The 23705-nt window shown below is 58.9% G+C and carries 16 protein-coding genes and 3 pseudogenes; 9 read left to right on the forward strand and 10 right to left on the reverse strand.

Annotated features, from left to right (window positions below):
- Positions 1 to 119: 119 nt before the first annotated feature.
- On the forward strand, positions 120 to 758 hold the full coding sequence (locus tag ACLI1Q_RS11700; RefSeq protein WP_284772240.1) for a hypothetical protein: 639 nt from the start codon (positions 120 to 122) through the stop codon (positions 756 to 758).
- Positions 759 to 786: 28 nt separating this feature from the next.
- Here the strand turns inward: ACLI1Q_RS11700 and ACLI1Q_RS11705 are convergent.
- Together ACLI1Q_RS11705 and ACLI1Q_RS11710 are read right to left on the reverse strand one after the other, a co-directional pair.
- Positions 787 to 1296 (reverse strand): annotated as a pseudogene (locus ACLI1Q_RS11705) (NADPH-dependent FMN reductase); the annotation flags it as partial.
- 82 nt (positions 1297 to 1378) lie between these two features.
- A pseudogene (locus ACLI1Q_RS11710) lies at positions 1379 to 2026 on the reverse strand (ATP-binding protein); the annotation flags it as partial.
- A 69-nt stretch (positions 2027 to 2095) separates the two neighbouring features.
- Between ACLI1Q_RS11710 and ACLI1Q_RS11715 the strand changes: the two are divergent.
- A pseudogene (locus ACLI1Q_RS11715) lies at positions 2096 to 3313 on the forward strand (IS3 family transposase).
- Here ACLI1Q_RS11715 and ACLI1Q_RS11720 read toward each other — a convergent pair.
- The 6 genes from ACLI1Q_RS11720 to leuS all read right to left on the reverse strand — a co-directional run bounded on the left by ACLI1Q_RS11720 (position 3310) and on the right by leuS (position 10635).
- Entirely contained in the window at positions 3310 to 3504 is a 195-nt protein-coding gene (locus ACLI1Q_RS11720; RefSeq protein ID WP_284849815.1) for a hypothetical protein, read from the reverse strand. The pseudogene ACLI1Q_RS11715 and the gene ACLI1Q_RS11720 sit on opposite strands and share 4 nt — an antisense overlap.
- Before the next feature lie 2 nt (positions 3505 to 3506).
- Positions 3507 to 5141, reverse strand: a complete 1635-nt coding sequence (gene istA, locus ACLI1Q_RS11725; RefSeq protein ID WP_239275901.1) for an IS21 family transposase — start codon at positions 5139 to 5141, stop codon at positions 3507 to 3509.
- A 246-nt stretch (positions 5142 to 5387) separates the two neighbouring features.
- Positions 5388 to 6401 (reverse strand): class 1b ribonucleoside-diphosphate reductase subunit beta, encoded by a 1014-nt coding sequence (gene nrdF, locus ACLI1Q_RS11730; RefSeq protein ID WP_284772024.1) that lies wholly within the window; start codon positions 6399 to 6401, stop codon positions 5388 to 5390.
- Between the two features lie 39 nt (positions 6402 to 6440).
- On the reverse strand, positions 6441 to 6914 hold the full coding sequence (nrdI, locus tag ACLI1Q_RS11735; protein WP_023016373.1) for a class Ib ribonucleoside-diphosphate reductase assembly flavoprotein NrdI: 474 nt from the start codon (positions 6912 to 6914) through the stop codon (positions 6441 to 6443).
- A 136-nt stretch (positions 6915 to 7050) separates the two neighbouring features.
- A complete protein-coding gene (locus ACLI1Q_RS11740) occupies positions 7051 to 7785 on the reverse strand; it encodes a metal-dependent transcriptional regulator (protein ID WP_284772023.1) in 735 nt (244 codons plus the stop codon).
- Positions 7786 to 7788: 3 nt separating this feature from the next.
- Positions 7789 to 10635: a leucine--tRNA ligase gene (leuS, locus tag ACLI1Q_RS11745; RefSeq protein WP_284772022.1), complete on the reverse strand. Its 2847-nt coding sequence runs from the start codon at positions 10633 to 10635 to the stop codon at positions 7789 to 7791.
- A gap of 297 nt (positions 10636 to 10932) precedes the next feature.
- Here leuS and ACLI1Q_RS11750 point away from each other — a divergent pair, with 297 nt between their 5' ends.
- From ACLI1Q_RS11750 to ACLI1Q_RS11760, 3 genes are all read left to right on the forward strand, one after another.
- On the forward strand, positions 10933 to 12516 hold the full coding sequence (locus tag ACLI1Q_RS11750) for an alkaline phosphatase (RefSeq protein ID WP_239269591.1): 1584 nt from the start codon (positions 10933 to 10935) through the stop codon (positions 12514 to 12516).
- 111 nt (positions 12517 to 12627) lie between these two features.
- On the forward strand, positions 12628 to 15213 hold the full coding sequence (locus ACLI1Q_RS11755) for a hypothetical protein (RefSeq protein ID WP_239269590.1): 2586 nt from the start codon (positions 12628 to 12630) through the stop codon (positions 15211 to 15213).
- Position 15214: 1 nt separating this feature from the next.
- Entirely contained in the window at positions 15215 to 15847 is a 633-nt protein-coding gene (locus tag ACLI1Q_RS11760) for an MOSC domain-containing protein (protein WP_239269628.1), read from the forward strand.
- Between the two features lie 26 nt (positions 15848 to 15873).
- On the opposite strand, the gene ACLI1Q_RS11765 is transcribed toward ACLI1Q_RS11760, so the two are convergent.
- Together ACLI1Q_RS11765 and ACLI1Q_RS11770 are read right to left on the reverse strand one after the other, a co-directional pair.
- Positions 15874 to 17058: an MFS transporter gene (locus ACLI1Q_RS11765; protein ID WP_370657797.1), complete on the reverse strand. Its 1185-nt coding sequence runs from the start codon at positions 17056 to 17058 to the stop codon at positions 15874 to 15876.
- Positions 17059 to 17278: 220 nt separating this feature from the next.
- A complete protein-coding gene (locus tag ACLI1Q_RS11770) occupies positions 17279 to 18754 on the reverse strand; it encodes an NAD-dependent succinate-semialdehyde dehydrogenase (protein WP_239269588.1) in 1476 nt (491 codons plus the stop codon).
- 310 nt (positions 18755 to 19064) lie between these two features.
- Here ACLI1Q_RS11770 and ACLI1Q_RS11775 point away from each other — a divergent pair, with 310 nt between their 5' ends.
- From ACLI1Q_RS11775 to trpCF, 4 genes are read left to right on the forward strand one after another with little or no spacing between them, the layout of a single operon-like run.
- Complete coding sequence (locus ACLI1Q_RS11775) at positions 19065 to 20591, forward strand: anthranilate synthase component 1 (RefSeq protein ID WP_239269587.1); 1527 nt, start codon at positions 19065 to 19067, stop codon at positions 20589 to 20591.
- Positions 20588 to 21235 carry an anthranilate synthase component II gene (locus ACLI1Q_RS11780; RefSeq protein ID WP_239269586.1) on the forward strand — a complete coding sequence of 216 codons (648 nt, stop codon included), beginning with the start codon at positions 20588 to 20590 and terminating at the stop codon, positions 21233 to 21235. Before ACLI1Q_RS11775 ends, ACLI1Q_RS11780 begins: the two co-directional genes overlap by 4 nt.
- Positions 21235 to 22254 carry an anthranilate phosphoribosyltransferase gene (trpD, locus tag ACLI1Q_RS11785; protein WP_239269585.1) on the forward strand — a complete coding sequence of 340 codons (1020 nt, stop codon included), beginning with the start codon at positions 21235 to 21237 and terminating at the stop codon, positions 22252 to 22254. Before ACLI1Q_RS11780 ends, trpD begins: the two co-directional genes overlap by 1 nt.
- A 23-nt stretch (positions 22255 to 22277) precedes the next feature.
- Entirely contained in the window at positions 22278 to 23705 is a 1428-nt protein-coding gene (trpCF, locus tag ACLI1Q_RS11790; protein WP_411697009.1) for a bifunctional indole-3-glycerol-phosphate synthase TrpC/phosphoribosylanthranilate isomerase TrpF, read from the forward strand.

Here is a 23705-nt window from a genome sequence, read left to right on the forward strand (position 1 = left end):
TTATTGGTATTAATATTCGGTTGATTGTCTCTATATTTAGTCACTAGTAAGTAAACACCGGACTATTTTCAGACCGCCCGCGACTCCTGTAGGGCAGACGCCTGTCTATGATGGCGGACATGGATAAACTTTTTAGCGTCTGCGGATTCGATTTCCTAGGCACCGAGGAGCTCATCGCGGAGCTTCCCGCAGAGCGGACCCTGTGGGATGCGCCTGCTTTTGATCAAGTGCTCTACTATGCGGATCCCTCCGGCATAGCCGTCACGGCGATGGAGTACGAGGGGGAGTGGACCGTGTTGCCGTCATTCCGGGGCGGGGAAGAGGTTAAGGCAACGCTTTATCGCGCCATGCCATTTATTGGCATCTTAGAAATGGAAGATCTGCGGTGGGCAGTGCTTAGCGATGCCCCCTTCACGCTACCCACCGGCAACCCCGTGGGCGGCGAAAAACTGCGCGGCCGCGTGCGGCCCGCGGTCGTTGCGCTGGACTATGAATTAACGGACCCGGCGGAGTTTTCGCTGCGCTCCCCAGCCACGGAACGGTTTTATCAGAACTACAAGCCCAGCCTGCTCAACCCGCAGGTGGAGCTAGCGGGGACCGTGAACAACGTCGAGAACAGGACCAATGAATTTGGGGGAGGGGAGTTCTGGGTATGCGAAATCGACGGGCTCCCGCTCATCGTTGATGCCCCAGTTGAGGCGGGCCAGGAAATCCGGGCGCACGGCATCGCGCTCTGCGCCACGGAATACTGGGATTAACCGCCTCGCTGCTAGGAGGATGTAGATCCTAGTGTTGCGGAGCTGCAGGTACCAACGCTAAAAGACGCTCGAGGTAGTCCCGCACGAAATCGATGGTGCTGGGAGGCGCGATCTTTCCATCCTCGCCGATGAGCTGGGGAGAATTGCCCAAGAATACCTCAGGCTGACCGGGCATCGGCATGTCAAAGTAGGACAAGGCTAGGCGCACATTCTTGTGGGAAGAATAGCCACCCATGCGGCCGACGGAGTGGCTGATGATGCCAGCTGGCTTATTCTTCCAGGCGACATCGGAATTGGGCTTGGACCCAATATCGATGGCATTCTTTAAACACGCCGGGATCGTCCGGTTATTCTCGCTAGTGACGAACAAAATGGCATCCGCTTCCTTAATGGCGTTGCGGAAATCGGTGTACTCTTCCGGCGTGGGTTTATCCTCCACGCCAGGATCGTCGTAGTCGAAATCATAAAGCGGGAGTGTGCGCAGGTCATAGCGCTGGCACTCTACGTGCTCGGGAACGAGTTCAATGGCATGGTTTGACGCGGGCTTGTTTTAGGGACCGGTAAGGCGGTACCAGGTACCGGGGTGGCGGTAGCCGCCCGGTAGCCGGTTTTACCCCCGCTTATCGTTTGGACCGTTGACGTTGCTTGAGCTGTTTGCTAAGTGTTCCCCTTTCTTCTTGGAAGTCGTCACGGGTGCGCATGTCTTCACCGATGAGGGTGAGTTTGCTGCCGTTGTTTGCAAGTCGGGATAGGACAGCGTCGGCGATCGCGTTTTCACTAAAGACGCTGTACCAGTATTCCGGCTCGTGCTGGCTGACGATGACGGTTGAGGAATGCTCCCGCTTGACCAGGAGGTTGAATACCTGGGCTAAGGCGAAGGCAGATACGTCCGTGGCCAGGAAGTCGTCGATGACCAACACAGCCGGCTTTGTCAGTTCCTCAAGGAGGGCTTTGCGCTCATAGGCAGCGTCGGCTGTGGCGTCGAACTCGTCGGCTAAGTCGGCGAGTCTAAAGTAGCGTGCGGTTAGTTTATGCCGGCACGCAGCCACGGCTAGGCCTTGGGCGAGGAAGCTTTTGCCGGTGCCGGTAGCTCCCACGATGGTTAGATCTCTGCCGTAGGTAATCCAGTCGCAGGTAGCTAACCGCTCAATACGGTCTGGAGTGATCCCTCGGTTGCTGTGTGCTTCAAAGCGTTCCAAAGCCGCAAGCGCGTTGGGTAGCTTGGCGGCTTTGACGAGTTTTTCGATTACTTTCGAATCACGTGCAGCTACCTGAGCTGAGGTTACCCTCGTTTAGTGGACACCCGATTAGTGCGGATCTTGTGTCCGTAAGAGAGGATGTTCATTGTGAGTCAACAACGCCAGAAATACACACCTGAGTATCGACGCGAAGCCGCGAACCTGGTAATCGAATCGCAGCGCCCAATTGCTCATGTAGCGAAAGAAATTGGTGTCGCACCTGGTCTTTTAGGCCGATGGGTAAAAAATGAGCGTCAACGCCTAAGGATCTTCCGATGGATTAAGCGAGGCTGATCTTCGTGCGGAGAATGCTCGTCTGCGTCGTGAGCTGGCAGAAGCCAAGATGGATAATGAGTTTTTGTCAAAAGCGACAGCCTTCTTCGCCGCAAAGCAACGCGAAGAGAAAAGTTCGAATTAATGCAGCAGGAGAAGGCTAACTACAGCATCAAGCGCATGGCACGCTTGTTGAAGGTATCTCGGTCTGGATACTACAAATGGACCCATATACAGCAGCAACGCTTAACCGGTAAGGATGATCGTGCATCATTTTACGATGATGTTGATCGCAAGATTCATCAGATTTGGAAAGACTCCGATGAGGTCTATGGTGCTCCGCGGATCACCGCAGAGCTAGGTGAGCGCTACCAGATCAGTGTGAATCGCAAGACTGTGGCCAAGCGGATGCGTCTGATGGGCATTGAAGGGATTTCACCGCGTGCTTTTGTGCCGGTGACAACGATTCAATCTAAGCGTAAATCTGCTCTTCCTGACCTGGTAAAGCGCATGTTTGATACCGGCGAGCTCAATCGAGTATGGATGTCGGACATTACCTACCTGCGCACCGGCGAGGGCTGGTTGTACTTATGCGCAGTTCGCGACGGTCATTCCCGCAGGGTACTGGGCTGGGCTATGGATAGCGTGCAAGATACATACCTGGTCGAACGAGCGCTGCGGATGGCACATACACTGCGTAGTGATGTTCCTGAGGGGCTGGTGTTTCACGCTGACCGGGGAACACAATTTACCAGCGAGCAGCTCTGGGACGTGTGCCGCAACCTAGGGGTTGCTCAGTCGGTAGGGCGCACTGGGGTGTGTTTCGATAACGCGATGGCCGAGTCGTTCTGGTCGACGCTTAAGACCGAGTTCTACGACCGGAAACGCTGGGCAACCCGCGATACTGCGCGTCAGGCTGTGGCTTACTGGATTGAAGTAGTCTACAACCGTCGGCGCCGGCACTCCGCCCTTGGGATGGTCCGCCCTGTCGATTTCGAAAATCACATCACCCAAACCAGAAACGAAGAAAAAATCGCTGCCTAACCGCTAGGTAGCTCTACTACGTGTCCACGATTTGCGGGCAACCCCAGAGCATCGAGAGCTTCTTTGATCTTGTCTTCAAAGGAGTCCAAGTCACGACTGGGATCGTTGACGATCTCCTGCAGCGTCGTGGCAAACACACGCATCCCGCGAAGAGAACCGAGCAGTTCGAAGTCTTCATCGGTAAGAGCCATGGCTATACCTTCCATTCTTTATCAGTGAAGGCAAACGCCCCGGCCCCGCGTACATGCGACACAGAGTCCGGCGTGTCCGCCGTGGGCTGTTGGCGGTGCGCACGCGTAGTGTCGATGGCCGTCGACAGTGGTACATCGGTGGGCAAATACGCCTGTGCTGCGGCCTGTTTTAGATCCTTGAGCTCTTGGGCTACTTTGTTGACGCTGGGGACTGCTTTGCGCGATAACAGCTGACCACAGGCTTGTTCGAGTTCGATTCGGGAGTAATCCTTCGATAGGTTCAGTACGCCCAGAACGCTAGAATATGCTTGGGCTTCGACTTTACGAGCGTTAAACATCTGGCCGATGAGCTGTGCTGTCGCGGTCCCAATACTTTTCGCCCAGTCTTCCAAGCGTTGCCGGTTCCACTGGGTGTTTAAGTCCTTATGGTTGTCGGGGACATGCTCATCCAAGGTGGAGTAGCCATAATTAGCAGGGGCAATACGATGTGAAGCAACAATCTCACCGTCGTAGAAGACATCCAGATAGTCATCAAAAAGTTGCACGTCGACGAACTTGCCCGCTAGCTTCCACGGCACTGAATACCAGTGATTGGCGATCCGGATGTGGTAGTTCATTGCGACCTTGGACTTCTTCCACCGCGACCACGACCACCGCCGGTCGGGCAATGGGCGCAGCAGCTGTTGCTCATGGTCTTCAAACAACTGGCGACGAGAGATATCCTGCCCGCGGAAGGGACGGCGATCGTTGATGAAATCGCTTTGGTCCTCGAGGGCCTTATTGAGCATGTCGAAACTGTAGAACTCCTGGTCGTCGAGGTATTCCACGCACCATTGCTGGGCAATATCCACGGCCTTTTCAACATTCGCCTTATACCGCGGCCGGTAGCCTTTCGCCGCAGTAATACCTATCTGATAGAAATCGGCAAATGTAGAATACTCCGCAACCGGGATACGCCCCCGCAGCCCACAGGAAATCTGTTGCGTGGCTGTGAGCGCGTTATCCGGGATCAACCGCAGCGGACAACCACCGAAATACTCCAAAGCCGCACGGTGGGCTAAAAGCCACGACCGCATTTTTTGATCCGGCCACGCCGATACATGCATCATCCCTGAGTGCGGCAATGAAGCTACAAACAAGTGCGCGGTAACCCGCTGGCCTGAGACAGGATCCACAACGACCATTCCATCGCCCGACCAGTCCACCATGAGCTCGTCACCGGGATCGTGATTCAGTTGCGCTGACAGCTGATGAACATCGACATAATGCTCAAACAGCGAACAGTACTGTCGATACGAATAATGACGCTGACCAGTACCAACAGGGAACTCCAGGTACTTGGCGTGCGCGACTTTCAACGTCACGCGCTTGCCAGAGACCATCCGCTCAGCAACCTTTTTGAAATCCGGTGCGAGGAACTCCGCATCGTTGCGACGCCGGTTATCCGGAAATAGCTCCTCTAACTGGGCATTCGACAATCCAGCAATCCCACGAGCATCGAGTCGATGGTCCCTTACAACGCGACTGGCCTTATCAATCGTCGACTTCGAGACCCCTAAATCGGCTCGAATCTGGTTCCAGGAACGATTCCCGGCAACCAAGGCAAACATGATGGCACGGTAATCCGTCACCACCATCACTCCTTCCACGTGAACACGACCCACGCGTACACACTGCGTGGGCCGTCCACTAAAGAGTGCCTAAAAACTACCCCCGGTACCCGATATCCGCACCGGTCGGTACTCGATACCGCCCTACCGGTACTAAATAGCGTCGCGCGTCAATGGTTGGCGATCTTCTTCGCAATGCTTTCCCGCCGCAGGCTGCCAACGAGTACAAGAAGTTTCATGATGTGTGTCCTTTCGCGTGGAGGCTTGTTGATTTTAGAAATCCCAGTCGGCATCGGAGGTCTCTACGGCTTTGCCGATGATATAAGAGGACCCCGACCCCGAAAAGAAGTCGTGGTTTTCATCCGATCCTGGCGTGAGTGCCGCGAGGATTTTCGGGTTGACCTGGCATTCCTCGTACGGGAAGAGGTTGGGATAGCCCAGATTCATCAGGGCTTTATTAGCGTTGTAGCGCACGAATGTAGCGACATCATCCATAAGCCCGTACGGTTCATAGAGCTCGCCGGAATAGCGCATCTCCAGATCATAGAGCTTGCGCACCAGGTCAAAGGTGAATTCGTGCATTTCTTCGCGGCGAGCTTCCGTAGCATGGTCCAGTCCCCGCTGAAACTTGTATCCGGAGTAGTAACCGTGGACCGCCTTATCCCGCAGGATGAGCCTGATCATGTCAGCGGTATTGGTGAGCTTCCCGTGCACGCTAAAGTGCAGTGGAAGATAGAAGCCGGCGTACAGCAGCAACGAGGATAAGAGGGTAGAGGCAACCTTGCGTTTTAGTGGGTCGTCGCCGTAGTAATGCACCATCACACTGGTAGCGCGCTGCTGCAGCACTGGGTTATCCACGGCCCACGCATAGGATTTTTCGATCTCTTCGGTGCTGGCCAGGGTGGAAAAGATGGAGGAATAACTCCGCGCGTGCACCGCCTGCATGAAGGCGATATTGGTATAAACAGCCTCCTCATGCTCAGTCCGGGCATCTTGAATCTGGCTGATTTCACCGACGGTCGCCTGCACGGTATCCAGTAGGGTCAACCCGGTAAATACGCGGATGGTGAGGTCTCGTTCGGCTGGGTCCATGCGGGACCAGTCATTGCGGTCATTGGAAAGCGGGACCTTCTCCGGCAGCCAGAAATTCGAGGTCAGGCGGTTCCACACCTCTAAATCCTTATCATCCCAGATGCGATTCCAGTTCACTGGGCGCAACGGGGTGGAGGCATCGTGGCGAAAATGCGGCGGGGTTTGGGATCGCTCAATGAGCTCTTGATATTTCATCGGTATTTTCTCTTTTCTTTGTCTTCGAGGCCCTAGCCATCAGGCAATGGACGCGTGGGCGGTGGGGTAGAGGTGGTGCGCAAAGAAGTCCTGCAACCCCTCCCGTACGCGGGCAACATCGCGGTCGGTACCGAGCAGCTCAAAACGGTAGAGCTCAGGCACGCCGCACTTTCGGGCTATCTGTGGCCCGGCGCAGCAATACGCTTCACCAAAATTGGTATTTCCAGAGGTGATGACGCCGCGCAGGAGTGCGCGATTTTCCGGAACGTTGAGGAATTGGCGCACCTGCACCGGAATCGCCGCCTTGATATTGCCGCCACCGTAGGTCGGGACGATGAGCACAAAGGGCTCGGTGACATAGAGCATTCCTTCGCGCTTCGGCCGCAAAGGAATGCGTGCCGCCGGAAAGCCCAGCTTGTGGACAAAACGGTGGGTATTTTCACTGACCGAGGAAAAATACACAAGATTAGCGGCGGTCTTAGTGCCGCAGGGTGGCGTCGAGGCTGTAGTCATCTCGCTCCTTAGTGGCTGCGCCGAAGCGCACTTTCTGCTTCAACTACAAATCTAACGTACTTTTAACTACGTCGCAACTAACCACCGTTGACATGCGCAAATAACCCAACTTCCAAAAAGAGGAGGGGTAGGAAAGTTACATGCGCACCCACACGGCGCGGGCTGCATGGGAGCTCAAAGAAAACGCCACGGAATACTCATTCTGGGCATTCTCGTTCTGGTTGCCCTCTACGCGCACTACCATCCCGCCGGAATAGGGCTGGCTTTCGCGCACGCTCACGGCAGCGCCGATGGTCAGGTTATTCTCGCTGAAAAAGCGCAGCAGATCGGCATCCGCATCACTGATGCGGTCGACTACGCCGGCCTCGCCAGGCTCCAAATCGCTGAGTTTGCGCAGATCTCCTGGCTCGGACGCGGGGGTCGCGGCATAGTCTGCGGGGTAGTCACCCGCGGCGCTGGGGATGGGGTCTCCATGCGGATCGCGGCGCGGGAACCCCAGTTCAGCGTCTATGCGCTCCAGAAAGAAATCGGAGACGCAGTGCTCTAATTGCTCGGCTTCCGCGTGGACCTGGTCCCAGCGGTAGTGCAGGGATTCCACCAGGAAGGTCTCGATGAGGCGGTGCCGCCGCACCATGGCAAGGGCAAAGGCACGCCCCTCGGCACTCAGCCCGATGGCACCATACGGCGTATGGGTGACGAGGCCCTTTTTCTCTAGTCGCCGCACCGCATCCGACGCGCTGGAGAGCCGAACGCCTATGTGCTGGGCGAGCATCTTCACCGTCACGGGCTCGTCGTGCCATTCGCCCAGCTTAAACAGGGCCTTGAGGTAGTCCTGATTGGACGGCGAGAGGCCCGAGACGTCCACGCTCATTGGTTACTTAACCACCAGGTTCACCATCCGGCCGGGAACGTAGATCTTCTTCACCACGTTCTTGCCGGAGGTAAGGTCAGCCACCTTGGCATCGGCAAAAGCAGCCTCGAATACGGCGTCTTGGTCAGCATCGGCCGCGACGTTGATGCGGGACTTAACCTTGCCGTTGATCTGGACTGGCACCTGAATCTCATCATCTACCAGGTATTTCTCCTCAAATGAGGGGAGTGGCTCGTAGGTGATGGTCTCATCGTGGCCAAAGCGCTGCCACAGTTCCTCCGCAATGTGCGGGGCGATGGGGGAGACCAGCTGGGCGATGGGCTCCACCGCCGCGCGCGGTGCCTCGGTGCGGTAGGTCTTGGTCAGGTAGTTGACGTATTCGATGAGCTTGGCCACCACCGTGTTCAGGCGCAGGTTCTCATAATCATCGCGCACGCCCGCGATGGTGCGGTGCAACTGCTTCAGATCATCCTGGGTGAGCTCGGCATCGGTAGTAGCCACTTCACCGGTGTCCTCATTGATGGCCAGGCGCCACAGGCGCTGCAGGAAGCGCTGCGAACCGACGACGTCCTTGGTCGCCCACGGGCGGGAGGTATCCAGCGGGCCCATGGACATCTCGTACACGCGCAGGGTATCGGCGCCAAAGTCGCGGCAGATATCGTCCGGGGCCACGGCGTTTTTCAGGGACTTGCCCATCTTGCCGTACTCCTGGTTGACCTCTTCACCGTTGTAGTAGAACTTGCCGTCCTTTTCCTCTACCTCGGCCGCAGGGACGTACACGCCACGGGAATCGGTATAGGCGTAGGCCTGAATATAGCCCTGGTTGTACAGGCGGCGATATGGCTCCTGAGAGCTGACAAAGCCCAGGTCAAAGAGCACCTTGTGCCAGAAGCGGGCGTAGAGCAGGTGCAGCACGGCGTGCTCGACGCCGCCGACGTACAGATCCACGCCGCCCGGATCGTTTTCACCGTGCTCATCGGGGCGCGGGCCGGTCCAGTAGCGCTCGTTTTCGATATCGCAGAAGGCCTCGCTATTGCGGGGATCGATATAGCGCAGCTGGTACCAGGAAGAACCCGCCCACTGGGGCATAACGTTGGTATCGCGGTAGTAGGTCTGCGGGCCATCGCCCAAGTCCAGCTCTACTTCTACCCAGTCGCGGACCTTGGCCAAGGGCGGCTGCGGCTCCGAGTCCTTATCTTCTGGGTCGAAGGAGGCCGGCTTGTAGTCTTCCACCTCGGGCAGCTCCACCGGCAGCATCGACTCTGGCAGCGGATGAGCCATGCCGTCCTTGTCGTAGACGATGGGGAAGGGCTCGCCCCAGTAGCGCTGGCGGGCGAAGAGCCAGTCGCGCAGCTTGTACTGAATCTTGCCGCGACCGGAGCCGTCCTTTTCCAGCCATTCGATGGCCTGGGCGATGGCCTCCGCCTTATTCAGGCCATTGAGGTCCAGACCATTATCGTTGGCGGAGTTTACCAACGCGCCGTCCTCGGTCCAGGCTTCTTCCTCGATATTGCCGCCGGAGACGACCTCCGTAATCGGCAGGCCAAAGGCCTGGGCAAACTCATAGTCGCGCGTATCGTGCGCGGGAACGGCCATGATGGCGCCGGTACCGTAGCCGGTCAGCACGTAGTCCGCGATGAAGATCGGGATGCGCTTGCCGGAGACCGGGTTGATGGCATAGGTGCCCAAGAATACGCCGGTCTTTTCCTTGTTTTCCTGGCGCTCCAGGTCCGACTTTGCCGCGATATCCGCGCGGTAAGACTCGACGGCTTCCTTCGGGTCATCGTTGCCGTAGGTCCAGCGCTCGTCCACGTCATCGTCGTAAGGAATGGGGGACAAGAGGGCATCGACAAGCTCATGCTCCGGTGCCAAGACCACGTATTCCGCGCCAAAGAGCGTATCTGGGCGCGTGGTAAACACGTCGATGCCGTAGCCTTCCGCGGGGAAGGTTACCTCCGCACCGCGGGAGCGACCGATCCAGTTGCGCTGCATGGACTTGACCTTCTCCGGCCAATCCAGCAGCTCCAGATCATCGAGCAGGCGATCCGAATACGCGGTAATGCGCATCATCCACTGGGACAGATTTTTACGGAAGACCGGGAAGTTGCCGCGCTCAGACTTGCCTTCCGCGGTGACCTCCTCGTTGGCCAAGACGGTACCCAGGCCCGGGCACCAGTTCACCGTGGAGTTGGACAGGTACACCAGGCGGAACTCATCGACGGCCTGGGCCTTTTCCTGCGCGGACAAGTCCTCGTAGTAGCGCCCGTCCTTGGTGGTGCGCTTATTGGCCTCCAATTCCTTGATGAGCTCAGCAATGGGGCGGGCCTTTTGCTGCTCTTCATCGAACCAAGAATTATAAATCTGCAGGAAGATCCACTGTGTCCATTTAAAGAACTCAGGATCCGTGGATTCCACCGAGCGGCGCGGATCGTGGCCCAAGCCCAGCATGCCCAGCTGGCGGCGCATGTTGTCGATATTGGCCATCGTGGTGGTCCGCGGGTGCGTACCGGTCTGAATGGCGTACTGTTCGGCCGGCAAACCGAAGGCATCGTAGCCCATGGTGTGCAACACGTTCTTGCCCAGCATGCGGTTATAGCGGGCGTAGGTATCGGTGGCGATATAACCAAACGGGTGCCCCACATGCAGGCCCGCACCGGAAGGGTAGGGGAACATGTCCTGCACATTGAGCTTTTCCTTGGGCAGCTCGCCCGCACCCGTGGCTAGCGAACCGACCGGGTTCGGCGCGTTAAAGGTCTCGTGGTCCTTCCAATACTGCTGCCAAGTCTTTTCGATCTGGTTCGCCAGCTCAGGGGTGTAGCGGTACGACGTGGAATCGCTCGGTTTAGTCATAAACACACAGTGTAATAGCCCCAGCCCGGCGCGGGGTAGGCAGAGGTGGGTTTTGCTTCACTAATCCGGCACCGGGCTGGCACTCTGGCGGTGACGAAGGGGGAGTGGGGCAAGGACTAAGGCCCGCCACGAGATGTTCCGGCGGTGTTTAGGAGCTATTAACGCCCAGTTCCTTTCATGGTTAAACCACGCCTTTATCTTCAATTCAAGGCTTTGCACCCAGCTATGTCTGGGTTACTTCTCTCTTGCTCGCAAAGCCACCATCTCTTCATCTCTCACTTCCACAAAGGACAATTCATGCGCACCTCTCTCCGCATTGGCGCCGCTGCCGTAGCCGCAACCGTGGCTACCGCTGGCGCAATTGCCCCAGCCACCGCCGCCGAATCCCAGGGCCCAAAGAACATCATCTACATGATTGGTGATGGGATGGGCTACGGCCACGTGGCATTTAATAACCTCTACGAAACCGGCCAATCCAAGTACCTGGTCGATGGCGCATTTAGCGCCGAAGGTCCAGAAGAACTCGACGGCGAATCCGTGCAGCGCTTCGAAGACTTCAACCGCCTGTCCATGACCACCTACCCAAATAACTCTTCCTATGACCCACAAAAAGCGTGGGCTAGCCATGAGTACGTGGATAAGGGATACACCGATTCCTCTGCTGCCGGCACCGCCATGTCCACCGGCGTGAAGACCGATAACGGCAAGCTGGGCGTGAACGATTACGGCCACGAGCAGGAAAACACCTCCGAGCGCGCCAAGAAGGCCGGAAAATCCGCCGGCGTGGTCTCCTCCGTGCCGTTTAGCCACGCCACCCCAGCTGCCTGGGCCGCGCACAACATTTCCCGCAATAACTACCTGGAGATTGCGGATGAGATGTTCAACTCTGATCTTGATGTCATCATGGGTGCCGGCCACTCGTTCTACGACGATGACAATAAGAAGAAGGATGAGGCCAAGTACAAGTACCTATCTGAAGAGGTCTACAACAAGCTGTCTTCCGGCGAGTCCGACTGGAACTACGCCGAAACCAAGGAGCAATTTGAGGCCTTGGCCCAAGGCGAGGTCGCGGCGGGGGAGAAGTACTTCGGCCTGGCGCCTGTGGCCTCGACCTTGCAGCAGGGGCGCACCGGCGAGTCAGCGGAGCCTTTTGACATTCCGTTTAACGATGTCGTGGATCTTCCCACCATGACCACCGGCGCCCTCAACGCGCTGGGCCAAAATGACGAGGGCTTCCACGTCATGATCGAAGGCGGTGCCATCGACTGGAGCGGCCACGGCAACCAATCTGCCCGCGATATCGAAGAGGTACAGGACTTCAATAAGTCCGTCGATGCCGCCATCGACTGGGTAGAAGAAAACTCCTCCTGGGACGAGACCCTGTTGGTGGTTACCGCTGACCACGAAACGGGATACCTCTCCGGTGCCAATGAGCGCTCTGAGGGCAAGTTCAACTCCATGAACGGTGGCGGTAACAACACCTTGCCCTCTGGCCACCAGTGGTACTCCACGCAGCACACCAACCAGGTCGTCCCATTCTTCTTCCAGGGTGCTGGCTCGGAGGCCCTTCGCGCGAAGGCCACCCACACCGATCCTGTGCGCGGTGACTACATCGATAACACCACCTTGGCCAAGCTCACCTTGAATGAATGGTGGATCAAGCACGATGACCAGGGCGGCAACGACCAGGCAGACGATTCTGCATCCGATCAGCCCGGCAACAATGACAACGGCGATGACGGCTCTTCCAAGAGCGGGCTCCTCGCCGGCATCGCGGGCGCCGGTATCGCCTCGCTGGCCATCGGGGCCATTGCCTTCTTGGCGCAAAAGCTGGGCATCATCACCATCAACCCGAATGCGTGGCGTAACTTCTTCCACTAATCCACGCGATTAATCGCGCGCGAAGGCTTTCATCACCGGCGGTGGTGAAAGCCTTTTTGGCCTCTGCCTGCAGAATCCACATCTTTTCAAAAATGATCTAGGCTGGTGTAAATGAGCCAGGAGAAGTTTCGTAGCCAGCTATCATCTTTTCTAGACGCGGCGGTTTTTCAGGGGGTCCCGCATCTTCGCCTCGCGCCGGATACCGATACTTTAGAGCTTTACCTGCCAGCCGTGGGCGCGGCCTATGAACCAGAAGACCCGCAATGGACCGTGGCCACGCAGCTATTGGATGGTACGGAGGTCACCCGCAAGTTTTATTACGTCGCCGGTGAAGAACCTGGCCTGTGGGTTTCCATGCCACAGCCCTTTACCCACCTTGCCGTAACGTTTGCGGAGCAGACCCTGGAGTTTGCGGGTATTGCCAATGGCGGCCTGCTGCTCGATTCCGCGCACCGCCCCGTCGATAGCACGCAGCCCATCCCGCAGGGCGCGTACACCTTCATCGCGCCGAACGGCACGCAGCTAACACCTACCCCGGATAGCCAGCCGCGCCCGCATGGCGCGTGGGAAGGCTGGTCCATCTTTGAGCTAGCGGCAGAAGATTCCTTCTCCATTGCTGTGCCGCGCCAGGACAAGGCCACCATCACCGTTGCGGATAGCGCGGATTTTTCCTGGGATATGGCGGTCAAGTCCCTGCCCAACGCGCGCGGGCTGGACGGCGAGCTGGTGTACACGAAATCCCCGCGCCTCTTGGTCAATACCCCACTTCACCTGCAGCTGACCTATGTCCCCATCGGTGGGGAAGAGGAAGAAATCTTAGAAGATGAGCTGCCGGAGGGAATCCATGAGGTTCTACCCGGCGACGTCTTCGAAGACCCCTGGGTGGGCCGGTATCGCTTTAGCCTGTTTAAGGGCGAGGAGCTTGTCGATGTCCACTATCTCAACTTTGCCGAAACGCTCCACATGCGCTCCAAGAACGAGGGGCCCCGCGGCACCAACTTCCGCTTCATCGACGCGCTGGGTAACCTCTCGCCGTTTAGCTATGCCCTGGCCTCGTCTTCCGATAAGCCCATTCACATGGAAAAGGGCCAACGCGTATTTGGCGAAGACGAATCGGTGCGCGAGGAGACCATCAGCAGCGAGGCCGGCTACGAGCTGACCTTTGAGGTCATTCCGGCGACCATCCGCACGCGCGTGAAGCGTACCGCGGCCGAGCCCGTGGATTATATGGACAAGCAAGTCATCCTGGCGGATCAGCTGGATGCGGATGCACTCTTTACGGTGCACTCACCGGAGCCGCTGCCGCTGGCGAAATTCGTGGTCATTGATAAGAACCAGAAGATCCGGGATCTCGTTACTGCCAATGGCTCGACGGAGGCGACCAATACTCTCTCCGTGCCGAATCGCGCGCTTAAGGCCGCGCTGACCAAGAAGTCCTCGCTGGAGCTCTACCTCCTGTGGTCCACGCTGTCCTACGAGGAGTACCTGGAGGGCCTGCCGGATAAGGAGCGCGCGGCGCACTTGAAGCGCAGCATGGACCGCCGCGTGATGGAATACGAGGCAACCGCGGCAAGCGACCTTATCTATGCCGCCATCGCCACGGTGCGCAAGACGCCGCTGGTCGCCCGCGCCACTATCGAAGACGGCATTCTTATGCCCGAGCAAACCCACGAGGAAGAGGTGGAGCTTTTGGCTTGGGCGTGGCCGCTTGGCAACCCCGCCAGCGAGCCGCTGCCCTTGGAGCCGGTTGAGGAGGGCTTCGAGCTGCCGGAGGAATTGCACGAGGCGGGCGATCTCATCGTGGACTTCCGCGAGGATGAACCGGCCAGCGATCTCGCCGCCCCGCAGTACCCGCCGGCGAGCTCGCTTATCATCTTCCACGATGGCGAGAGCGAGAATACCGCCGGCACGTGGGAGACCTATGCCGCCCTGCGCCGCCTTGCCCCCAAGGCCAAGGAGACCTTCGAGGGCGTTATCAAGGACATCGAGGCTGATCCGCGCGCCAGCCTCGATGCGCTCATGCAGGTGGACTTCGCGCGCGGCCAGCGCATGCGCGCGTTGGTGCGCACGGGCCTGATTACCAGTTCCTTTAACAGCGATGGGGAAGAGGCCACGGATCCGTCTTCCGTGCTCGCCGCGCTTGCCGATGCCAACCAGGCCCACGTGGAGCACTCCGGCTCCCCCTCGCTGTGGCGGACGGCCACTACGGGCGTAGACGATGTCACCCGCCCCATGCTGCTCATGAGCGCCACCGGCGAGGCCCCAACGCCCGCTACTGACAGCGCGCAGCTGTGCGATGACGCCCACCGCATCGCCGCGCTGCGCGAGTGCTTCGATAACGACTTGGCGCTGACCCGCCTGGGGACCATGTCCAACCTGCGCTCTACCGCGCTGCAATTGCGGGTGACGCTGCAGCAATTGGGCGTAGATAAGTCGGTATTGCACACCCTGCTCGCCCTGGACGCCTTCGGGGATGGAAACACGGATCTTGGCGGCTCTGCCTGGATCCCGTTTATTTCCTATGTTTTTGCCATTACCGCGCGAGGGGTGGCCAATGGGAAGCTCACCGATCCAGCCGTGGCCTCCGCGCTGGATAACGCCCTCCCGCAGCTCGCGGAGGCGGTTTCGCTGGCCCCGGAGCTGTTTTACCGGGATATTCTCACTGCGGAGGCACTTACCCGCGACTACAGTGACTGATATGCAGGTTATTTCCACCAACGTCGCCGTGCGCAGGCCGGATCCGAGCGGGAGGCATGAGTTTTCGGGCATCGACAAGCGCCCGCAAGACTTCATCGATATCTCCGCTCCCGGACCAAATTACGGCGATGGTTCTGGCGTGCGCGGTGATTCTATCGGCGATAGCGATCACCACGGTGGAAGTGACAAGGCGGTTTATGCCTATGCCCGCGAGGAATTGGATTATTGGGAGGATTCGCTGGGCCGCACGCTGGCTTCAGGGTCTTTTGGGGAGAACCTCACCACGCGCGGTATTGATCTCTCCGCGCTGCTTATCAATCAACGCCTCCACATCGGTACGACCACGCTCGAGGTCTCCATACCCCGCCAGCCGTGCGCTACCTTTTCCGGCTGGGTGCAGGAAAAGGGCTGGCTCAAGCGGTGGACCGCGCGCGGTGATTGCGGCGTGTACTTCCGCGTCATCTCGCCCGGGCGCATTTCTGCGGGGGATGCCATCACCCGCGGCCCCGCTCCCGCGCACGATATCACCATGCGCATGGCATTTGCGGCCAAGATGGGGGACCGAGCGCTGGCCCGGCGCGTGGTCGATGCCAAGTGCTTGCCGCCCCAGCACGCAAAAAAGCTCCGGGTATAAACCCGGAGCCAAAATTCATTGCGCCTTTAAGCCGGCTGCGTGCCCTCTGTGGCGCTGACGACGGGCGCCTTCGCCTTGGGGTAGCGCCCGTGGACCATGTAGTAGTACACCGCCGCTACGGCGATGAGGCCGGCCAGGATGAGGTACATCGTATCGAAGCCGGTGGCGCTCACGATGGGGCCAAGCCCGAAGGGGGCGAGGCCGATGCCGAAGTCCATCAAGAGGAACATCGTGGAAATACCCGCGCCTATCTGGGCGGCCGATACAGAGCGTACAGAAATGGCCTGGCAGGCGGGGCTTAGCGTGCCGTATCCCATGCCCGTAAACGCACCCGCGACCACGAGCATCACGTCATTGCTGGGAAAGCCCATGATAATAAGGGCGATGGCGAAGGACACCAGGCCCAGGTACATGACCGAGTTATCGCCTTTGTGGTCCTGGATGCGGCCCAAGAAGAAGCGCATGATGAGCATGACTACGGCGTAGCCGATGAAAAAGAGGCCGGCGCCGGCGGCCAGGTCCTCTTCGCGCGCATAGGCATTGAGATAGGTGACCACACCGGAGTAGGCGATGCCCACAAGCAGCATGAAAAAGCCGATCGGCAACACGTTGGGGTGCACCGCGTTGCGCAGCTTGAAGGCCGGCTTTTCCTCATCGAGCTCCGCCGGGTAGCGCAATACGAGCGCCAGCACGAGGGAGACGATATTGGAACCTAGGGCGACCGCAAAGAGGGTGTTATAGCCAATATTATTGGCCAAGAACAAGCCCACTGCCGGGCCGAAGGCGGTGGCAAGGGTGGTGCCCAAGGCGAAGTAGCCGGTGCCTTCCGCGCGGCGCTGCTGGGGGATGACGGATTGCGCGACGGCCATCAGCGCCGTAGAGGTCAGCGCATAGCCTGCGCCGTGAAGCAGGCGCACCAGGATCAGGACGGCCACGTTATGCGCCACGAAATAGCCCACCGTCACGATGCTGACGAAGGCCAGCGAGGTCAGGGCGGCGTGCTTTTGCCCCACGCGGTCCACCAACCAGCCGGAGACGATGCGCATGAAGGTCGCGCCCAAAACGAAGGCGCTGGAGGCAAAACCACTGACGGTATCGGACGCCCCGAAGCTTTCGACGGCATACAGGGCCATGGTCGTCACCGTTAGGTAGAAGACAAGGAACTGGCCAAAATTAGCCACCCACGCCAATAGGAACGTGGGTGTAATCAATGGCGGCTGAGCTGCCGCTGAATTCGTTGTTGACAAGACTCACTCCAAATAAAAAATAAAAAATCCTCCCAACCGCGCACGGCCCCAGAAGGGCCGCGTGCGGGGAGAAGGAAAGCAATCACAATTATGCGGGGAGTGAGTATACGCCGCACGCACTTAAATGTTTAATCAAACACGGTTATAAGCGCGCTAAACAGTGATTGCGTTGCCGGCTAAAGGCCTAAGCGTTGGCATAAGGGTCGCGGATGCCTAGGTATTGCACGGAGGTGTATTCCTCGATACCTTCCGCGCCACCCTCGCGGCCCATTCCGGATTGCTTCACTCCGCCGAAGGGGGCAGCGGCATTAGAGATAACGCCGGCGTTGAAGCCCATCAGGCCAAACTCTAGGCCATCAGCGATGCGCCACAGGCGGTCCGAGTTCTCGGTAAAGACGTAAGATGCCAAACCGTACTCGGTATCATTGGCGATCTCGAGCGCCTCTTCCTCGGTACTGAAGGTGATAATCGGGGCGACTGGACCGAAGATCTCTTCCTGGGCGACGCGTGTTTCACGTGAAACATTGGTAATCACCGTAGGCTCGTAGAAGTATCCGGCACCGTCCCCGCGCTTACCGCCGGTGGCGATGGTAGCGCCCTTTTCTGCAGCATCGTCCACCAATGCCGCAATGCTCTCCAAAGCCTTGGACTCGACGAGAGGTCCGCAGGTAATACCTTCGTCCATACCATTGCCCAGATTGAGCTTCTCAAACTCCGCAACGAGTTTCTCAGAGAACTCCTCAGCAACAGACTCGTGGACCAAGAAGCGGTTAGCTGCGGTGCAGGCCTCGCCGATATTGCGCATCTTGGCGCCCATCGCACCCTGGACCGCTTGGTCAATATCTGCGTCCTCAAAGACAATGAATGGGGCATTGCCGCCCAGTTCCATGGAGGTACGCAGCACGTTATCGGCCGCGCCCTTCAAAAGGGTCCGGCCCACTGGGGTAGAACCGGTGAAGGAAAGCTTGCGCAAGCGGTCATCGGCAAGCAATGGCTCCGAAATTGCAGATGCAGACTTGCCGGCAACGACGTTGAGAACGCCCTTTGGAAGCCCAGCATCGATCATGGTTTGCGCAAAGTACTGCGCAGTCAGGGGAGTCAGCTTGGCCGGCTTGAGCACCATCGTGCAACCCGCTGCCACCGCAGGAGCCACCTTGCGAGTAGCCATGGCCAACGGAAAGTTCCACGGGGTGATCAGAAGGCAGGGGCCCACCGGCTTGCGGCGAGTGATCATCCGCAGCGTGCCTTCGGGAACGGTTGCGGCGCGACCGTAATCGCGCACCGCTTCCTCACTGAACCAACGCAGGAACTCGCCGCCATAAGTGACCTCGCCCTTAGCTTCCGCGAAGGGCTTGCCCATCTCTAGCGTCATCAGGGCGGCGAATTCATCTGCCCGCTCCTGTACTAGATCGAATGCTCGGCGCAGAATCTCCGCGCGCTCGCGCGGCGTGGTGCGCGCCCAGTCATCCTGCACGGCACAGGCAGCGTCGAGGGCAGCAATCGCATCGTCCGAGTTTGCGGAAGATAGCGTCGCCAGCGTTTCGCCCGTCGCTGGGTTTTCAACGTCAAAAGTCTCGCCGGAGGTGGAATCGCGCCACTCACCACCAATAAGCAATTGGGTGGGGACCTTTGCAATTACCTCGTCGATATTAATACTCACTTATCGTCACCTTTCTTGAAGATATTGACCTGCACCACATTACCCTTAACGGGCGCGAAGACCACTCATTAGATACCGATTGAATATTTTTCACTTGTTTCTTCCACGCTATAGAAATTTAGGCTAGGCTAGTGCCCATGAAGAAAATGACTACTCGTTGGTGGTGGCGCGCGTAACTCGCGGGCCTTTCTTCGCACCCCATTTTTAGGCTCGCATTCTGCGGGCCTTTCGGCGTTTTCAGTGCCTTTGCTCGCGGATACCCCGGGTCCCTCGCACTCTGTTCCTCAGTTACTCCTGAAAGGGCACTGCAATGACATACACCGCCACCCGCGATATTGCCTATTGCCGGGATGCCTCAGCGCTATTTCATAGCTTGGCGCGATCGAGCGATTCCTTGTTATTGGAAAGCGCGGATATTGAAACCAAGAAAAACCTCACGTGCCTGGCCGTGCTCGATGCCGCGGCGAGAGTGACCTGCACCGGCCAGCGAGTTCGCGTCCTCGCACTCAGCCCAGCGGGGGAGCAGCTCATCACCATGCTGTACTCGCGTTTTACAAACCGGATTGTTTCACGTGAAACCACGGAAATTGTCTTTGAGTTCTCGCCCTCCAGCGAGTCTGATGAACGGCAACGGCTCCTAGATGAATCGACGGCCGATATCCTCCGCGCGCTGCAGCGCGATCATTCCTATTCCTCGCCCTTGTTGCCATTCGTCGCCGGCGGCTTTGCCTATGACTATTTGGCCACTTTTGAAAACCTGCCTGAGGTAGGCGAGGGGCCCAATACGTTTCCCGATTATGAATTCCTCGTCGCCCAAACTGTCCTTGCGGTGGACCACCTAACGAAGACGGCGCGGGTAGAGGGCTGGGATATCGACCGAGCCCGCTTGGAAGACAGGCTCGACGCCTTGGCCGCCACGCCCATCGACGCGATAGAGAATCCGGCGCTTGACCAGCCCGTGGAGACCTTGAGGGCGACCGCGGATATTGACGATGCCGCGTTTTGCGAGCAGGTGACGCGGCTCAAGGGCAATATTGACTCTGGCGATATTTACCAGGTCGTCCCCGCTCGCACCTTCACGGTGGACTGCCCCGATGCCTTCGCGGCCTATCGCCAGCTCCGGGAGACTAATCCTTCGCCGTATATGTTCTATCTCCGGGGAGAAGGTTATGAGCTTTTCGGCGCATCACCGGAATCCAATTTGAAGTTTGACCCAGAGACGCGGCAGGTGGAGCTCTATCCCATTGCCGGAACTAGGCCCCGCGGGCTCAACCCGGACGGCACGATCAACGATGAATTGGATATCCGCAATGAGCTAGAAATGCGCACGGATACCAAGGAGTTAGCCGAGCACACCATGCTGGTAGATCTGGCGCGCAATGACCTCGCCCGCGTAGCAGAACCCGGCACCCGGCGGGTGGCAGACCTGCTCCAAGTAGACCGCTATTCACGAGTCATGCACCTGGTCTCCCGCGTGACCGCCACGTTGCACGAGGACTTCGATGCCCTCGATGCCTACCGCGCCTGCATGAACATGGGAACGTTGACCGGCGCACCCAAGTTGCGCGCCAGCGAGCTCATCCGCCAGGCCGAACACAAGCGCCGTGGCTCCTACGGCGGCGCAGTGGGGTACCTGCGCGGCGACGGCGCCATGGATACCTGCATTGTCATTCGCTCCGCCTTCGTCCACCGCGGTACGGCCGCCGTCCAAGCTGGTGCCGGGGTGGTGCACGATTCCATCCCGCAATCCGAAGCCGATGAAACCCTGCACAAGGCCTATGCCGTTCTCCACGCCATTGCCCTCGCGCACAACGCCACCCTGGAGGTACAGCGATGAATTCACCGCACGTGGTCTTGCTCGATAACCACGATTCCTTTGTCTATAACCTCGTCGATGCCCTCGCCGGTTACCGCACCACCGTCTACCGCAACAGCGTCTCCGTCGCGGAGGTGCTGGCGGCCGAGCCCGATATTATTGTCCTTTCCCCAGGCCCCGGCCACCCGCGCGATGCTGGTTGCATAATGGAGCTTATCGGTGCCACCTTGGGCACCATCCCCATCCTCGGCGTCTGCTTGGGCTTCCAGGCGCTACTGGAATACCACGGTGGCGGGGTAGGGCCGTGCGGCCCCGTGCACGGCAAGTCCATACCTATGACGCTTACCGATGCCGGCACCGCCCACCCAGTCTTCGCCGGCCTAGCCACCGATGCCGATCCCGCCCAGCCCTGCGTCCCCGGCACCCAGGTCCCCGTGGCCCGGTATCACTCCTTGGGGTGCACGCGCGTGCCAGCCGGCATGCGGGTGCTCGCGGAGACGGAGGCAGAGATCGGGACCATCGCCATGGCGGCAGAAACGGACGATGGGATGGCACTAGGGATGCAATTCCACCCCGAGTCAATCCTCTCGCCCCGTGGCCCAGACATGCTAGACCGTTGCATCCACCGACTATCGACCCATCCCACTATGGAGCCAAAGCATTAATGACGAACCAAAGCCCATTGAAAACGCTGCAAGCCTTCTTGGATAATCCCGCACCCACCGTGGAGGAGGCCACCAAGGTCTTCACCCCGGTTGCCGTGGGTGATTATGACGATATTCAGATCTCCGCGTTGCTCACACATATCCGCACCCGCGGCGAAACCCTCGCGGATATCACGGGTGCCGCCAAGGCATTCCTGAAAGTTGGACACCCCTTTCCCATTACCGGCGAGGGACTCATGGACTCCGCGGGCACGGGCGGCGATGGCGCAAATACCATCAATATCACTACGGCGGCCTCCTTGGTTGCCGCCGCTGGGGGAGTGAGGATGGTCAAGCACGGCAACCGGTCCGTTTCCTCCAAGTCCGGTTCCGCCGATGTGCTCGAGGCACTGAATATTCCCCTGGACCTGGACGTGGACCGCGCCGTCCGGCAATTCGAGGCCTCCAATTTCACCTTCCTCTTCGCTCCGGCCTACAACCCCGCAGTGGCTCACGTGCAACCGGTGCGCAAGGCGCTCGGGGTCTCCACCATCTTCAATACCTTGGGACCCCTGCTCTCCCCGGGCCGCCCCAAACTACAGATCATGGGCATCGCCAACCCCGCCCAGGGTCCCATGATCGCGGAAGTCTTCCGGGAGCTGGGGCGCACGCGGGCGCTCGTCGTCCACGGCGCTGGTACCGATGAGATTGCCACCCACGGCACCACCCAGGTTTGGGAGCTAAAGGACGGCGAGATTTCACACTATGAGCTAACGCCGGAGGAGTTGGGCATCGCCAAGCATGAGCTCAGTGAGCTTGCCGGCGGCGACGGCCAAGATAATGCCGCGCACGTGCGCGCCATATTTAATGGCTCGGGTAAGCCGGCGCACTATGACGCTGTCGTGGCATCGGCTGGGGCAATGTTTTATCTGGGTGGCACCACGGCCTCCATTGCAGAGGGCGTCGCGCACGCCAAGGGGCTCATCGATAGCGGGGACGTGGACCGCTGGCTGCGCACCCACGAGCAAGCGGAATACTAAGAAGGCCACACGAGGGAAAAGAAATGACAAAACAGAAACTGCCGACGGTGCTCGAGGGGATTGTGGCTCAGCGCCGCACTCACCTTGCCGGCATTCGCGAGCGCATCGCCCACGTAGATGTGGACAAGCTTGAGCCGTCTCGGCGTTCGCTTTTTGCGGCGCTCAATGGCACCAATCGCTTCATCATGGAGTGCAAGTCTGCATCGCCATCACTCGGAATGATTCGCGAGGATTACCGCCCCGGCGAAATCGCGCGCGTCTATTCCCGCTACGCGAATGCCATTTCCGTGCTGTGTGAGCCGGAGCGGTTCGGCGGGGATTACGATCACCTCCAGACCGTAGCCCAGTCCACGCACCTGCCGGTTTTGTGCAAGGACTTCATCGTCGATCCGGTTCAGGTCTATGCCGCGCGCTACTACGGCGCGGATGCGATTTTGCTCATGATGTCCATCGTGGATGATGAAACTTTTGCACAGCTGAAGTCCTTGGCGGATAAATTAGGACTAGATGTACTGACTGAAGCCATCACCAAGGAGGAGATGGACCGGGCGCTATCCTTCGGGGTGGAGATCATCGGCATTAATAACCGCAACCTCCATGACTTGAGCATCGACCTCTCCCGCACCGAGCAACTCGCCGGGTACGTGCCTGACGATAAGGTCGTCGTCTCCGAATCCGGTATCCGCGATAACCACACCGTCCGGCGTTTAGGTGCCCACGCCAATGCCTTCCTCGTCGGCTCCCAACTCACCTCTCACGAGGACATCGACCGCGCCGCCCGGGATCTGCTCTTCGGCGCGAATAAGGTGTGCGGGCTCACCGCCACCTCCACGGCCCAAGCCGCCCGTGCCGCCGGTGCCCGCTACGGAGGGCTCATCTTCGCCCCGGATTCCCCGCGCAATGTTTCACGTGAAACCGCCGAGAAAATCATCGCCGCCGAGCACGGCTTGGATTTCGTAGCAGTCAGCCGCAGCGACGACCCCGCAGAGTTGCGGGCCGCGGCGGCGACCCGCGGGCTATCCGGAATCCAGTTGCACGCCCCGTTCCAGGGCAACTTGGATGGCGAGCTGGCGCTGATCGAGCGTGCCCGCGCGGTGCTCGCGGACACCGATGCCGAGTTTGTCTGGCGGGCCATCGACATGACCAACCCCCAGTGGATAGAGATGGCGCCGGAACTCGCCGCGCGTGTGGACCGCCTCGTGCTCGACTCGGGTAGGGGAGGCACCGGCCAAAGATTTGATTGGGCGTCGATCCCGGAAGACATCAAAGCTCACAGCCTCCTGGCAGGGGGCCTCAGTCTAGACAACCTGGAAGGCGCGCTCCGCGTGGGTACCGCTGGGCTCGACCTGAATTCAGGATTAGAAACGCGCCCCGGGAACAAAGACGCCGCCCTGATTTCTCAAACCTTCCGCACCATCCAATTATTCAACCAACCAGACAAGAAAGATTAA

Source organism: Corynebacterium limaceinasi, from assembly GCF_046717465.1.
Classification (GTDB): domain Bacteria; phylum Actinomycetota; class Actinomycetes; order Mycobacteriales; family Mycobacteriaceae; genus Corynebacterium.

What these genes read in the sequence shown, in the direction of transcription:
- ACLI1Q_RS11780 (WP_239269586.1), top strand. Translation starts at nt 20,588, where the DNA reads ATGAATTCACCGCACGTGGTCTTGCTCGATAACCACGATTCCTTTGTC.
- trpD (WP_239269585.1), top strand. Translation starts at nt 21,235, where the DNA reads ATGACGAACCAAAGCCCATTGAAAACGCTGCAAGCCTTCTTGGATAAT.
- ACLI1Q_RS11720 (WP_284849815.1), bottom strand. Translation starts at nt 3,504, where the DNA reads ATGGCTCTTACCGATGAAGACTTCGAACTGCTCGGTTCTCTTCGCGGG.
- ACLI1Q_RS11750 (WP_239269591.1), top strand. Translation starts at nt 10,933, where the DNA reads ATGCGCACCTCTCTCCGCATTGGCGCCGCTGCCGTAGCCGCAACCGTG.
- ACLI1Q_RS11700 (WP_284772240.1), top strand. Translation starts at nt 120, where the DNA reads ATGGATAAACTTTTTAGCGTCTGCGGATTCGATTTCCTAGGCACCGAG.
- ACLI1Q_RS11775 (WP_239269587.1), top strand. Translation starts at nt 19,065, where the DNA reads ATGACATACACCGCCACCCGCGATATTGCCTATTGCCGGGATGCCTCA.
- leuS (WP_284772022.1), bottom strand. Translation starts at nt 10,635, where the DNA reads ATGACTAAACCGAGCGATTCCACGTCGTACCGCTACACCCCTGAGCTG.
- nrdF (WP_284772024.1), bottom strand. Translation starts at nt 6,401, where the DNA reads ATGAAATATCAAGAGCTCATTGAGCGATCCCAAACCCCGCCGCATTTT.
- trpCF (WP_411697009.1), top strand. Translation starts at nt 22,278, where the DNA reads ATGACAAAACAGAAACTGCCGACGGTGCTCGAGGGGATTGTGGCTCAG.
- ACLI1Q_RS11740 (WP_284772023.1), bottom strand. Translation starts at nt 7,785, where the DNA reads ATGAGCGTGGACGTCTCGGGCCTCTCGCCGTCCAATCAGGACTACCTC.
- ACLI1Q_RS11760 (WP_239269628.1), top strand. Translation starts at nt 15,215, where the DNA reads ATGCAGGTTATTTCCACCAACGTCGCCGTGCGCAGGCCGGATCCGAGC.
- istA (WP_239275901.1), bottom strand. Translation starts at nt 5,141, where the DNA reads ATGGTGGTGACGGATTACCGTGCCATCATGTTTGCCTTGGTTGCCGGG.
- ACLI1Q_RS11755 (WP_239269590.1), top strand. Translation starts at nt 12,628, where the DNA reads ATGAGCCAGGAGAAGTTTCGTAGCCAGCTATCATCTTTTCTAGACGCG.
- nrdI (WP_023016373.1), bottom strand. Translation starts at nt 6,914, where the DNA reads ATGACTACAGCCTCGACGCCACCCTGCGGCACTAAGACCGCCGCTAAT.